Raw genomic sequence first — 13,850 nt, forward strand, 5'->3', positions numbered from 1 at the left:
GCGCGGCGGGTCGCCCGCACGGGGTGCTGGAAATCGACCGGATGGGGAAGAATGCGTCGGATGACCGAGCCCGACGACGCCGCCGAGGCGCCCGAACTCCCGCCGTACGCCGAGGCGGTGCTCGACCTCGCCGAGCGGATCCCGGCGGGGCGGGTGATGACCTACGGAGACGTCGCCGAGTACCTGGGCCGCGGCGGACCCCGCCAGGTCGGCCGGGTGATGGCGCTGTACGGCGGCTCGGTGCCCTGGTGGCGGGTGATCCGCGCGGACGGCCGCCCGCTGCCCGGCCACGAGCACCGGGCGCTGCCGGAGTACCGTTCCGAGGGCACCCCGCTGCGCACCACCGCCGGCGGCGAACCGCGCGTCGACCTGCGGACCGCCCGCTGGGACGGGACGGACTGACCGAAAGCCGAGCGCGGCCGGGGACTGACGGTGCAGGATCGTAGGCTCGGTGCGGGCGGTCCTGCCGCCACCGCCCGCCGAACCGCCGTACGACCCTGGACCTACCGCAGTGACCTCACCGTTCCGCCTGGTGCGCAGCCCCCTCGCGCAGCCCGACCCGCCCGCGCTGGACGACTACCAGCGGGCGGTGGTCGAGCACGCGTCGGGGCCGCTGCTGGTGCTCGCCGGGCCGGGCACCGGGAAGACCACCACGCTGGTCGAGGCGGTCGCCCGGCGGATCGAGCGCGGTACCGCCCCCGAGCGGGTGCTGGTGCTCACCTTCAGCCGCAAGGCCGCGATGGAGCTGCGCGACCGGATGACCGCCCGGATCGGCGCCACCGCCCCGCAGGCCACCACCTTCCACTCGTTCTGCTACGCCCTGCTGCGCGCCCACCAGCCGCCCGAGGAGTACGCCGAGCCGCTGCGGCTGCTGTCCGGCCCCGAGCAGGACGTGATGGTCCGCGAGCTGCTGGCCGGCGGCGCCGAGGACGCGAAGGCGGGCACCGGCACCATCCACTGGCCGCTCGACCTGCGGGCCTGCCTGACCACCCGCGGCTTCGCCGACGAAGTCCGCGCCGTGCTCGCCCGGAGCCGCGAACTCGGCCTCGGCGAAGCCGAGTTGGCGCGCTTCGCGGAGGGAGTCCAGCGTCCCGACTGGGCGGCCGCCGCGCACTTCCTGGCCGAGTACCTGGACGTCCTGGACCTGCGCGGGGTGCTCGACTACGCCGAGCTGGTGCACCGCGCCGTGCTGCTCGCCGAGCGCGAGGAGGGCGCCGCCGAACTGCGCGCGCGCTACGACGTGGTCTTCGTCGACGAGTACCAGGACACCGACCCGGCGCAGGTCCGGCTGCTGCGGCGGCTGGCCGGCGGCGGCCGGGACCTGGTCGCGGTCGGCGACCCCGACCAGTCGATCTACGCGTTCCGCGGCGCGGACGTGAACGGCATCCTGGAGTTCCCCGACACCTTCCGCCGCGCCGACGGCCGCCCCGCCGAGGTGAAGGTGCTGCGGGTCTCCCGGCGCTCCGGCGCGGTGCTGCTGGCCGCCTCCCGCGAGCTCGCCCGGCGGATGCCGATGAGCCGGCTGCCCGCAGACAAGCTCGCCGCGCACCGCGCGCTGCTGCCGTCCCGCGAGGGCGGCGCGGTCGAGGTGTACACCTACCCGACGCCCGGCGCCGAACTCGACTCGGTCGCCGACCTGCTGCGCCGCGCCCACCTGGAGGACGGCGTCCCCTGGGGCGAGATGGCGGTGCTGGTGCGGGCCGGCGGCCGGTCGATACCGGGCGTCCGCCGCGCGCTGTCCGCCGCGGGCGTCCCGCTGGAGATCGACGGCGACGACCTGCCGCTGCGCGAGGAGCCCGCCGTCACCCCGCTGCTGCTCGCCCTGCGGGTCTGCGCCGAGGGCGAGGCCGCGCTGACCGCGGAGCTCGCGCACACCCTGCTCACCGGCCCGCTCGCCGCGCTGGACGGCTCCGACCTGCGCCGGCTCGGCCGCACCCTGCGCGAGGAGGAACGCCGCGCGCTGGCCGCCGAGGGCACCCCCGGCGTGGTCCGCCCCGCCGAGGAACTGGTCCGCGAGGCGCTCGCCCAGCCCGAGCTGCTGGCCCTGGTGGACGCCTCCTACGCCCGCCGCGCCTACGAACTCGGGCTGCTGCTGCGCAAGGTCCGCGAGCTGCTGGCCGGCGGCGCGAGCGCCGAGGAGGCCCTGTGGGAGCTGTGGGACGGCTCCAGGCGCTGGCGCGAGCGCCTGGAGCGCGCCGCGCTGCGCGGCGGCCCGGCCGGCCGCAACGCCGACCGCGACCTGGACGCGCTGTGCGCCCTGTTCGAGACCGCCGCCCGCGCCGAGGAGCGGGTCAGCGGCCACCGCGGCGCCCTCGACCTGCTCGCCGAGGTCGAGGCGCAGGACATCGCCGCCGACACCCTGCACGTGCGCGCCGTGCGCCCCGACGCGGTCCGGCTGATGACCGCCCACCGCGCCAAGGGCCTGGAGTGGCGGCTGGTGGTGGTCACCGGCGTGCAGGACGGCCTGTGGCCCGACCTGCGCCGCCGCGGCTCGCTGCTGGAGGCCGACCGGATCGGCCGGGACGGCCTCGCCGAGCCGCTCTCCCCGGCCGCGCTGCTCGCCGAGGAGCGCCGGCTGTTCTACGTCGCCGCCACCCGCGCCAAGGACCGGCTGGTGGTGACCGCCGTCAAGGCTCCCGCCGAGGACGGCGACGAGCCGTCCCGGTTCCTGCGCGAGCTGTACCGGGAGACCGTCGACCCGCGCACCGGCCGGGTGCTGGAGCGCACCCCGCAGGTGCAGGTCGCCGACGTCACCGCCCGCCCGCGCCGCCCGCTGTCGGTCCCCGCGCTGGTCGCCGAACTGCGCGCCGTCACCGTCGACCCGGACCGCTCCCCGCAGCTGCGCCGGGCCGCCGCCGAACGGCTCGCCACGCTCGCCGCCGCCCTCGACGAGGAGGGCCGCCCGCTCGTCCCCGCCGCCCACCCCGACCAGTGGTGGGGGCTGGTGGACGCCACCGCCGCCCCGCAGCCGCTGCGCGAGCCGCAGGCACCGGTGCGGCTGTCCGGCAGCGGCCTGGAGCAGCTGGAGTCCTGCACCCTGCAGTGGTTCCTGGAGAAGGACGTGCAGGCCGGCCGGACCGCCAGCGCCGCCCAGGGCTTCGGCAACGTGGTGCACGCACTGGCGGACGAGGTCGGCTCCGGCCGCACCCCCGCCGACCTGGCCGTGCTGATGGAGCGCCTGGACACGGTCTGGGACGCGCTGGCCTTCGACGCGCCGTGGAAGTCCCAGCAGGAGAAGACCGAGGCCCGCGCCGCCCTGGAGCGCTTCCTGCGCTGGCACGTGCTGGAGCGCGACCGCACCACGGTGGCCACCGAGCACGGCTTCGACCTCACCCTCGACGTCGGCGGCGTCGCGGTGCGCATCCGCGGCTCGATGGACCGGGTCGAGACCGACGCGGTGGGCCGCGCGTACGTCGTCGACTTCAAGACCGGCAAGCAGATCCCCACCGAGAAGTCGCTCCCCGACCACCGCCAACTCGCCGTCTACCAGCTCGCGGTGCGCGGCGGCGCACTCGACGGCCTGCCCGGCTTCGAGGACGGCGCGACACCCGGCGGTGCCGAGCTGGTCCACCTGCGCGAGCCCGCCAAGGGCGACCCGGACGCCCCCAAGGTGCAGCGGCAACTGCCGGACGACAGCACCCCGTGGATCGAGGACCTGCTGGTCGACACCGCCGGGAAGGTCCTCGCCGAGCGGTTCACCCCCACCGCGGGCGAGCGCTGCGGACGCTGCGCCTTCCGCGGTAGCTGCTCCGCGCAGCGGGACGGGCGGCATGTCGTCGACTGAGCCGTTGGAGGCCGGGCTGCTGGAACACCCCGCACAGCTCCGCGAACTGCTCGGCATCCCGTTCAACGGCGAGCAGGTGGCGGCGATCGGCGCGCCCCTGGAACCCGGCGTGATCGTGGCCGGCGCGGGCTCCGGCAAGACCACCGTGATGGCCGCCCGAGTGGTGTGGCTGGTCGGCTCCGGCGCGGTGCGCCCCGAGCAGGTGCTCGGCCTGACCTTCACCAACAAGGCCGCCGGCGAACTCGCCGAACGCGTCCGGGCCTCGCTGCTGCGGGCCGGCGTGCGCGACCAGGACGAGGACGCGCTGGGCGAGCCGCAGATCTCCACCTACCACGCCTTCGCGGGCACCCTGCTCAAGGAGCACGGCCTGCGGCTGGGCATAGAGCCGGACGTCCGGCTGCTCGCCGACGCCACCCGGTTCCAGCTCGCCGCCCGGGTGCTGCGCCAGGCCCGCGGCCCGTTCCCGGCGCTGACCGGCACCTTCAGCGCGCTGGTCGCCGAACTGATCGCGCTGGACTCCGAGTTGGCCGAGCACCTGGTCGAACCCGCGCAACTTCGGTCGTACGACCAGGAGTTGCTCGACACCCTGGCCGGCGTCCGGTTGAGCAACGACGACCTCCGGGCCGTCCCGAAGGCCGCCCGCGGCCGGCAGGAACTGCTGCACCTGGTCGAGGACTACCGGGCCCGCAAGCAGCAGCTCGGCCTGCTCGACTTCGGCGACCAGATCGCCGCCTCCGCCCGGCTCGCCCAGCAGCGCCCCGAGGTCGGCCGGCTGCTGCGCGAGCAGTACCGGGTGGTGCTGCTGGACGAGTACCAGGACACCTCGGTCGCCCAACGCCTGATGCTGGCCGGGCTGTTCGGCGGATCGACCGGGGCCGGCCACCCGGTCACCGCGGTCGGCGACCCCTGCCAGGCGATCTACGGCTGGCGCGGCGCCTCGGTCGCCAACCTGGACGACTTCCCCCACCACTTCCCGCGCTCCGACGGCAGTCCCGGGTACCGCTTCGCGCTCAGCGAGAACCGCCGCAGCGGCGGCCGACTGCTCGCCTTCGCCAACGAACTCGCCGCCCCGCTGCGGGAGATGCACGAGGGCGTGGAGGCGCTGCGGCCCGCGCCCGGCGCCGAACTCGACGGCTACGTGCGGACCGCGCTGCTGCCCACCCACGCCGAGGAGGTGGACTGGCTGGCCGACTCGATCGCCCACCTGGTCCGCACCGGCACCGCGCCCGGCCGGATCGCGGTGCTCTGCCGGGCCGGCAGCTCCTTCCCCGACATCCACGCCGCGCTGGTCGCCCGGCAGGTCCCGGTCGAGGTGGTCGGCCTCGGTGGACTGCTCCAACTTCCGGAAGTTGCCGACCTGGTGGCGGTCTGCGAGGTGCTCCAGGACCCCACCGCCAACGCCGCGCTGGTCCGGCTGCTGATCGGCCCGCGCTGGCGGATCGGCCCGCGCGACCTCGCCCTGCTCGGCCGCCGCGCCGCCGACCTGGTGCGCACCGCCCGGCTCGGCGACCAGGACCCCCTCGCCGCCGCCGTCGCCGAGACCGACCCCACCGAGGTGGTCTCGCTGGCCGACGCGCTGGAGACCTTCGTCGACGCCGAACAGCCCGACGAGCTGCCGTTCTCCCCGGAGGCCCGGGTGCGCTTCGCCCGCTTCGCCCGGGAGATCCGCGAACTGCGCCGGGCGCTGGCCGAACCGCTGATGGACGTGCTGCACCGGGTGCTCGCCGCCACCGGCCTGGAGGTCGAACTCTCCGCCTCCCCGCTGGCGTTGGCCGCCCGCCGGCGGGAGACCCTGCACTCCTTTCTGGACGTCGCCGCCTCCTTCGCCGACCTGGACGGCGACCCGGGACTCGCCGCCTTCCTGGCCTTCCTGCGCGCCGCCCAGGAGTACGAACGCGGCCTGGACGCCGGCCTGCCCGGCGGCGAGGACACCGTCAAGGTGCTCACCGCGCACAAGTCCAAGGGCCTGGAGTGGGACGTGGTCGCCGTCCCCGGCCTGGTCAAGGGCGGCTTCCCGTCCGGCCAGGGCCGCGAGCGCTGGACCTCCACCCGCAAGGTGCTGCCGCACGCGCTGCGCGGCGACGCCGCCACCCTGCCCGCCGACCCCGAGTGGAACGCCAAGGGCATCGGCCTGTTCAAGAAGGAGACGACCGCGCACGGGGCGGTCGAGGAACTCCGGCTCGGCTACGTCGCGTTCACCCGCCCGCGGAGCCTGCTGCTGGCCTCCGGACACTGGTGGGGGCCGTCCCAGAAGCGCCGCCGCGGCCCGTCCGACTTCCTGCTGCAGGTGCGCGCGCACTGCGAGGCGCCCGGCAACGGCGAGATCGAGCACTGGGCCGAGGAGCCGCTGCCCGACGCCGAGAACCCGGCGTTCGACGTCTCGGTGGAGACCCCCTGGCCGCTGCCGCTCGACCCGGACGCCCAGCTCGCCCGCCGCCGGGTCGCCGAGGTGGTCCGCCGCCGCCTCGACGGCGCGCCCGCCCCGGAACCCGAGCCGATGGCCGTCGAGGACCAGCGGCTGGTCGCCTCCTGGGACCGCGACCTGACCGCCCTGCTCGGCGAGTTGGAACGCTCCCGGCGCACCGTCCGGGAGGTCGAACTGCCCGCCTCGCTCTCCGCCTCCGAGCTGATGCGGCTGGCCGCCGACCCCGACGGCTTCGCCTGGGAGCTCGCCCGCCCGATGCCCCGTCCGCCCGCGCCCGCCGCCCGCCGCGGCACCCGCTTCCACGCCTGGGTGCAGTCCCGCTACGACCAGCCGCTGCTGCTCGGCCCCGACGCGCTGTTCGGCCCCGACGCCCTGCCCGGCCTGGACGCCGAGGAGATCGAGGACGAACGCGACCTGGAACGCCTCAAGGAGGCCTTCCTGCGCGGCCCGTACGCCCACCGCACCCCGTACCGGGTCGAGGCCCCGTTCCAACTGGTGCTCGCGGGACGGGTGGTGCGCGGCCGGATCGATGCGGTGTACCGGGGCGCCGACGGTGGCTCAGGGTCACCGCGGTACGAGGTGGTCGACTGGAAGACCGGCCGCGAGGAGAGCGCCGACCCGCTGCAGCTCGCGATCTACCGGCTCGCCTGGGCGGAACAGGCGGGCGTCCCGCCGGAGCAGGTCACGGCCTCGTTCTGCCACGTCCGCAGCGGCCGGATCGAGACTCCGTCAGGACTTCCCGGCCGAAAAGAGTTGAGCGATCTTCTGATCGGGAATAGGTAAGAAAGAGTCACGCAGAGCATTCAACTCGTCACCAGCTCGTTCGAAACGTGTGCGCCGTGCACGTTTCGTGCCTATTGTGGGGTCGGTAACCGGTCACCACCCGTACTCCGGCCGCCGTCAGGGCGCCACCCCTGACCACCCGTCAACACCCGCAGGTGCCCCGCCGCACCCGCACCTCCCGCTGGAGAGACCGACCTTGAGCGCGACCGGATGGATCAGGGACGTCCTGCGCGGCCCCAACCCCGGGCCGGCACCCGGCACCGTGACCGGAACCTGGCCCAAGACCTCCCACGCACTGCCGCTGATCGGCATGCTGCTGGTGGTCTCCCTCGACTTCCTCACCAACAGTCAGGTCACCGTCGAACCCGCGCTGACCGCCGTCCCGGCCCTCGCCGCGGTGGTCAGCCGCCGCACCTGGTACCCGCTGCTGATCGGCGCCCTCGCCGAGGCCTGCGCCTTCGCCATGGCCTGGTACAACGGCGTGCTCGGCCAGTCCGTGCACACCGCCACCGTCGCCGCGATCGTCCTGGTCGCCGGCATCGGCTACGTCAGCGCCACCCTGAGACTCCGTCAGGAACTCGCCCTCGCCGAGGCCCAGCTGGTCGCCGAGATCGCCCGCCGGGTCCTGCTGCGCTCCGTCCCCGACCGGGTCGGGCCGGTCCGCGCCGCCGTCCGCTACGCCGCCGCCGCCGCGCACGCCTCCATCGGCGGCGACCTCTACGAAGTCGTCAACACCCGGCACGGCGTCCGTGCGGTGGTCGGCGACGTCCGCGGCAAGGGCCTCGCCGCCGTCGAGACCGCGGCCGCCGTCCTCGGCGCCTTCCGCGAGGCGGCCCACCAGGAACCCGCCCTCGACCGCGTCGCCGGCTGGCTCGCCGTCAGCCTCGACCGCGCCCTCCACGAGAACGACCATCCCGGCGTCGAGGAGGAGTTCGTCACCCTGGTCCTCATCGGCGTCCGCCCCGACGGCGTCCTGGAGATCGCCAACTGCGGCCACCCCCCGCCGATCCTGCTCCGCGAGGACGGCGTCCGCCTGCTCGCCCTCGACGACACCGTCCCCCCGCTCGGCGTCCTCGACCCCGCCGACGTCTGCCCCCCGCTGCAGACCGTCCCCGTCGAGCCCGGCGACCGGGTCCTGCTGTACACCGACGGCGTGATCGAGGCCCGTGACCACCGCGGCGCGTTCTACCCCCTGACGGACCGGCTGCCCCTGATCGCCGACGGCGGCCCGGTCGACGTCCTGCGACGCCTGCACGACGACGTGGTGCGGCACGTGGGGCACAAGCTGGGGGACGACGCGGCGATGCTGATGCTGCAGTTCGAGCCGGTCGTGCTGCCGCAGCAGATGGCAGCGCCTGAAGTGGCAACACCTGGTGGCTCGGGGAACTGCGAGGCGAGTGCCTGACGGTCTCGAGCCGGCTGGGGGTCTTCGGAGACCTCCATGCGCCCAGACCTCGCAGCGCCCTGTGACCCCGACCGCCACGCACTCCCGCCGTTCCGCCCCCAGCCCCAAGGGGGGCCGGGAGGTACCCCCAGGGCCCCTAAAGACCCATCTGTACGTCGACCACCAGGGGCCGGTGGTCGGAGACCTCGGTGCGGGGGGCGGAGACGGAGCCGACGGTGTTGCGGGGGACGCCGATGCCGAGGATGTGGTCGAACTGGACGCTGGGGCGGTGGGAGGGGTAGGTGGGGGTGCGGGCCAGGTCGTACCAGCCCTGGAGGCGGGTGCGGCGGGCGGTGCGGACGCGTTCGCGTCGCGCGGTGCGCTGGATCGCGTGGGCGGAGCCGAGGACGGTGCGGGGGACGGCGCCGATCAGGTTGAAGTCGCCGAGGACCAGGTAGGGCTGCGGCAGGTCGGCGATCCAGCGCCGGATCGCGGCGAGTTGTGCGACGTTCCAGCCCGGCACGAAGGAGAGGTGGGCGGCGACCGCGGTGAACTCGCCGCCGGGGCCGGCCAGGACGGCGGCGAGTGCGGCGCGGGGTTCGTCCGGCACCGGTGTGAGGCCGCGGCGGCCGGCGACCCGTAGCGGGAGGCCGAAGGGCGCGGGGGCGAAGCGGCGGGCCCGCCAGTGCAGGACGGGGAGCCGGGTCAGCAGCGCGGTGCCGTAGGAGGGCTGGCCGGTGGCGGCGTCGAGGTCGTCGGGGCCGTAGACCTGGAGTCCGGGGACGGCGGGGTCGGTGACCCAGCCGGCCGACGGGGCGGGGGTGCCGTGCAGCGCGGCGGCGAACCGCCAGTCGGTGGCGCCCATCGCCTTGGCGGCGACGGCGGCCTGGTCGGTGCGGCCGGAGCGGTCCTGGTGGCGGTCGACCTCCTGGAGGGCGAGCACGTCCGCGTCGAGGGCGGCGACCGCCTCGGCGAGCGGTGCGCCGGGGTCGGCCGGGAACGGCGCGGGGCTGCCGTCGGGGGCCACCGGCTGGCCGTGCAGCAGGTTGTACGTGGCGATCCGCAGAGTGGTCACGGGCCCGACCGTACCGGGTGGGTGTGAACGCCAGGGCCGCTTGAGTAGGGGGAGCATACCGGGTATACATACTCGGTATGTCGATCCGTCACGGCCTGCTCGCCCTGCTCGACCAGGGCCCCCGCTACGGCTACCAGCTGCGAACCGAGTTCGAGGCGCGCACCGGCGCGACCTGGCCGCTGAACGTCGGCCAGGTGTACACCACGCTGGGCCGGCTGGAGCGGGACGGCATGGTCGAGCCCGCCGGCGAGGACGCCGAGGGGCACCAGTTCTACGCCGTCACCGATGAGGGACGCGCGGAACTGCGCCGGTGGTTCGACACCCCGGTGCCGCGTACCAATCCGCCGCGCGACGAGCTGGCGATCAAGCTGGCGATGGCGGTGACCGTCCCCGGCGTGGACGTCGCCGCCGTGGTGCAGGGCCAGCGCCGGCACAGCATGCGGGCACTGCAGGACTACACCCGGCTCAAGGGCCAGGCACTGGCCGCCGACCACGGCGGCGACGGGGACCTGGCCTGGCTGCTGGTGCTGGAGCAGCTGATCTTCCAGACCGAGGCGGAGATCCGCTGGCTGGACCACTGCGAGTCCCGGCTCGGCCAGCGCGCCGAGCGGCGGTCCGCCGAGGCGCCGTCCGCGCCCGACCCGGCCGCGCCCGCGCAGCCCGCTGTGCCGACGGCCGAGCGCCGCACCGTCCGAGGCCGCAGTCGCGGCCGACTCTGAAACTCCTGGGGGAGCGATGTCCGATCAACTCAAGCCCGCCGAACCGGTGCTGCACCTGGACCAGGTCAGCCGGGTGCACGGCCACGGCGCGGCCGAGGTGCACGCGCTGCGCTCGGTCGACCTGAAGGTGTTCCCCGGCGAACTCGTCGCCGTGATGGGGCCCTCCGGGTCCGGCAAGTCCACCCTGCTGACGCTGGCGGGCGGTCTGGACAGCCCGACCGGCGGCCGGGTGCTGGTGGAGGGCGTGGTCCTCGGCGAGCTGAACCGCAAGCAGCAGGCGGCCGTCCGCCGCCGCGCGGTCGGCTACGTGTTCCAGGACTACAACCTGATACCGGCCCTGACCGCGGCCGAGAACATCGCGCTGCCACGGGAGTTGGACGGCCTGTCGACCCGGGCCGCGCGCCGCGAGGCGCTGGCCGCGCTGGCGGAGCTGGGCATCGGCGAGCTGGCCGACCGCTTCCCCGACGACATGTCGGGCGGCCAGCAGCAGCGGGTCGCCATCGCCCGGGCGCTGATCGGCGAGCGCCGGCTGGTGCTCGCCGACGAGCCGACCGGCGCGCTGGACTCCACCACCGGCGAGGCCGTCCTCTCGGTGCTGCGAGCCCGCTGCGACGCCGGCGCCGCCGCCATGATGGTCACCCACGAGGCCCGGCACGCGGCCTGGGCGGACCGTGTGGTCTTCCTGCGCGACGGCCTGCTGGTCGACGAGACCGTCCGGCAGGACGCCGCCAGCCTGCTGGTCACCGCCGCCGCCAACTCGGTGAAGGGCGAAGAGCAGTGAGGCTCACCGCCTGGCGCTCCGCGCTGCGGATCGCCCGCCGCGACGCCGTCCGCGCCAAGGGCCGCAGCGCCCTGGTGCTGGCGATGATCGCGCTGCCGGTGCTCGGCGTCACCGGCGCGGACGTGATGCTCCGCTCCGCCGACCTCAGCCCCGCGGAGCACGCCACCCGGGTGATGGGGCGGGCCGACGCGATGATCACCGCGTCGGACCTCGGCAGGACGATCCTGCAGGCACCCGACCCGCAGAGCGGCACCATGACCCAGGGCGACGGCACCGAGACGCCCACCGCCGAGCAGAAGCGGGCCCGCGAGGGCACGCCCGCCGAGGCGCTCGCCGCGCTGCTGCCGCCCGGCACCACCCTCACCCCCGAGGGCAGCGGGCCGCGCACCACGACCACCACCAAGGAAGGCCGGATGAGCGTCGGCCTCACCGAGGCCGACCTGACCCTGCCGCTGCGCAAGGGCATGGTCGACCTGGTGGGCGGCAGCGCGCCCAGCCAGCCCCAGCAGATCGCCGTCACCCAGGCCTTCCTCGACCAGTCCAAGCTGCGGATCGGCGACGCCACCGCGCTGCACGGCCTGGAGGGCAAGCCGTACACCATCACCGGCGTGGTGGAGTACCCCGGCGACCTGAAGCGGGTCGAGCTGGTGGGCCGGCCCGGCGCGCTCTTCCAGGCGCTCGCCGAGTCCCCCAAGGACAAGGTCAACGCCGACCCGCACAGCTGGCTGGTCAGCCTGCCCACCGGGTCCGCCGCGCTGGACTGGCCGGCGGTGCTGAAGCTGAACCAGATCGGCTTCGTGGTCACCAGCCGGGCCGTGCTGGTCGACCCGCCCGCCCGCGCCGACGTGCCGTACTACACCGAGATGGCGAAGCACGGCTGGAGCAGCGCCGGGGTCAGCACCACCGCGCTGGCGATCCTGGCGACCGTGGTCGGCATGGCGCTGCTGGAGATCGTCCTGCTCGCCGGTCCGGCGTTCGCGGTCGGCGCCCGCCGCTCGCGCCGCCAGCTCGGCCTGCTCGCGGCCGGCGGCGGCGACCGGGCGCACGTACGGGCGGTGGTGCTCGGCGGCGGCGTGGTGCTCGGCCTGGCCGGCGCGATGGTCGGCGTGGTGCTGGCGATCGCCCTGGTCGCGGTCTTCCGGCCGCTCGCCGAGGACCTGGCCGGCAGCCGCTTCGGGCACTTCGCCCTGGAACCGCTGGACCTGCTGGCGATCGCCGCGGTCGGCCTGGTCACCGGCCTGCTCGCGGCCGTGGTGCCCGCCGTCCAGGCGTCCCGGCAGGACGTCGTCGAGGCGCTCACCGGCCGCGGCTCGATCAAGCCCGCCAACCGGATCATCGCGGTGCTCGGCCTGGTCATGGTGGTGGCCGGCAGCACGGTGGCGCTCGGCACCGCCGCCGCCGGACGCGCGGTGACGGTCGGCCTGCTCGGCGGCTCGGCGATCGCCGAACTCGGCATGGTGCTGTGCACGCCCACCCTGGTCGGCCTGTTCGGTCGACTCGGCCGGATGCTGCCGCTCAGCCCCCGGCTGGCGCTGCGCGACGCGGTCCGGCACCGCGGCCGCACCGCACCCGCGGTGGCCGCCGTGATGGCCGCCGTGGCCGGCTCGGTCGCGGTGGGCATCTACACCGCCAGCGCCGACGAGCAGAGCCGCCGCGACTACGTGGCGATGCTGCCCTCCGGCGCGGTCTCGGTGCAGATCGGATGGGGAACGGACGGCGACCCGGGCCGGCTGTCCGCGCTGCGCGACGCCGTCCAGCGCAACGTCGCCGACCTCGGCGAGCGCGCCGACATCGGCGACCTGCGGACCGGCGAGCAGTGCCGGCAGCACCCCTCCCGCGGCTGCGCCTACATCCGGCCGCTGAAGCGCGAGGAACTGCGCTGCCCGCTCGACGGCGTCGGCCGGCCGGACCCCGGGGCGATGGCCGCCGCCCGGAACGACCCGCGCTGCCACAGCGACGGCCTCCGCAGCGGTGGCTACGGCGAGTTCGGCAACATCGCGGTGGGCGACGCCGCCGCGCTGCACCTGCTGTTCGGGGTGCACGACCCGGCCGCCGAGCAGGCGCTGGCGGCCGGCAAGGCGCTGGTCTTCCTGCCGGACTACCTCAAGGACGGCCGGACCACGCTGGAGATCGAGAACGTCACGTCGCCGACCTCCGGCGGCGCGGCCCAGCCGGAGCCGAGCACCCGTCAGATCGCCGTGGACGCCGTGGCGGTGTCCTCCCCGCACCCGTACGGCACCGTGCTGCTCAGCCCGGCCGCCGCCAAGGCCGCGGGCCTGGACAGCGTCGTGGTCGGCTCGCTGTGGCAGCCCGCCGCCCCGCCGTCCTCGACCGCGGAGCAGAAGACCACCGCCGCGGTCGCCGCGCAGGACGACGGTGCCAGCCTGACCGTGGAGCGCGGCTACCGCTCCAACGACAGCCTGTTCACGATCGGCCTGACCGCCTTCGCCGGCCTGGTCGCGCTCGGCGCGGCGGGCATCGCCACCGGCCTGGCCGCCGCCGACTCCCAGCAGGACCTGACGACGCTGGCCGCGGTCGGCGCGCACGGCGGGATCCGGCGCCGGCTGAGCGGCTTCCAGTGCGGCGTGATCGCCGCGATGGGCGCGGTGCTCGGCACGGTCTGCGGCGTGGTGCCCGCGGTCGCCCTGCGGTTGCTGGAGGGCCAGGGGCAGAAGCGCTTCCTCGGCCCGCTGGACAAGGTCCCGGACACCGTGATCGCCGTCCCGTGGGCCCAGCTGCTGGCCACCGCGGTCGGCCTCCCGCTGCTCGCCCTAGCCCTGGCGGCACTCCTCACCCGCTCCCGGATCACCCTGACCCGGCGCGCGGCCTGACCCGCGGGTGACGGTGCTCACGGCGGGGGGAGGCCGTGGGCACGCACCCGCTCGGGCGAACTAAAGTC

General features: G+C 75.4%; 8 protein-coding genes. 7 read left to right on the top strand and 1 reads right to left on the bottom strand.

The features are described from left to right. Nucleotides 1–51 precede the first annotated feature (51 nt). The 4 genes from ACWD4U_RS04455 (at nucleotide 52) to ACWD4U_RS04470 (ending at nucleotide 8,397) form a co-directional block, all read left to right on the top strand. A complete protein-coding gene (locus ACWD4U_RS04455; protein WP_363450143.1) occupies nucleotides 52–402 on the top strand; it encodes an MGMT family protein in 351 nt (116 codons plus the stop codon). 130 nt (nucleotides 403–532) lie between these two features. After that, a complete protein-coding gene (locus ACWD4U_RS04460) occupies nucleotides 533–3,784 on the top strand; it encodes an ATP-dependent helicase (protein ID WP_363450141.1) in 3,252 nt (1,083 codons plus the stop codon). Continuing rightward, nucleotides 3,771–6,992, top strand: a complete 3,222-nt coding sequence (locus ACWD4U_RS04465) for an ATP-dependent DNA helicase (protein ID WP_363450139.1) — start codon at nucleotides 3,771–3,773, stop codon at nucleotides 6,990–6,992. The genes ACWD4U_RS04460 and ACWD4U_RS04465 overlap by 14 nt, the downstream gene beginning before the upstream one ends. Before the next feature lie 196 nt (nucleotides 6,993–7,188). After that, complete coding sequence (locus tag ACWD4U_RS04470; RefSeq protein ID WP_363450137.1) at nucleotides 7,189–8,397, top strand: PP2C family protein-serine/threonine phosphatase; 1,209 nt, start codon at nucleotides 7,189–7,191, stop codon at nucleotides 8,395–8,397. A gap of 136 nt (nucleotides 8,398–8,533) precedes the next feature. Here ACWD4U_RS04470 and ACWD4U_RS04475 read toward each other — a convergent pair whose 3' ends face one another. Next, nucleotides 8,534–9,451 (bottom strand): endonuclease/exonuclease/phosphatase family protein, encoded by a 918-nt coding sequence (locus tag ACWD4U_RS04475; RefSeq protein WP_363450135.1) that lies wholly within the window; start codon nucleotides 9,449–9,451, stop codon nucleotides 8,534–8,536. 77 nt (nucleotides 9,452–9,528) lie between these two features. Here ACWD4U_RS04475 and ACWD4U_RS04480 point away from each other — a divergent pair, with 77 nt between their 5' ends. Genes ACWD4U_RS04480 through ACWD4U_RS04490 form a run of 3 tightly spaced genes read left to right on the top strand, consistent with a single transcriptional unit; the run spans nucleotide 9,529 to nucleotide 13,782 of the window. Then, nucleotides 9,529–10,170 carry a PadR family transcriptional regulator gene (locus tag ACWD4U_RS04480; RefSeq protein WP_363450133.1) on the top strand — a complete coding sequence of 214 codons (642 nt, stop codon included), beginning with the start codon at nucleotides 9,529–9,531 and terminating at the stop codon, nucleotides 10,168–10,170. 16 nt (nucleotides 10,171–10,186) lie between these two features. After that, nucleotides 10,187–10,951, top strand: a complete 765-nt coding sequence (locus ACWD4U_RS04485; RefSeq protein WP_363450131.1) for an ABC transporter ATP-binding protein — start codon at nucleotides 10,187–10,189, stop codon at nucleotides 10,949–10,951. Next, the gene (locus ACWD4U_RS04490) at nucleotides 10,948–13,782 is read left to right on the top strand and encodes an FtsX-like permease family protein (protein WP_363450129.1); all 2,835 of its coding nucleotides are present in this window, start codon (nucleotides 10,948–10,950) and stop codon (nucleotides 13,780–13,782) included. Before ACWD4U_RS04485 ends, ACWD4U_RS04490 begins: the two co-directional genes overlap by 4 nt. Nucleotides 13,783–13,850: the final 68 nt, after the last annotated feature.

This window comes from Kitasatospora sp. NPDC002522, from assembly GCF_053595195.1.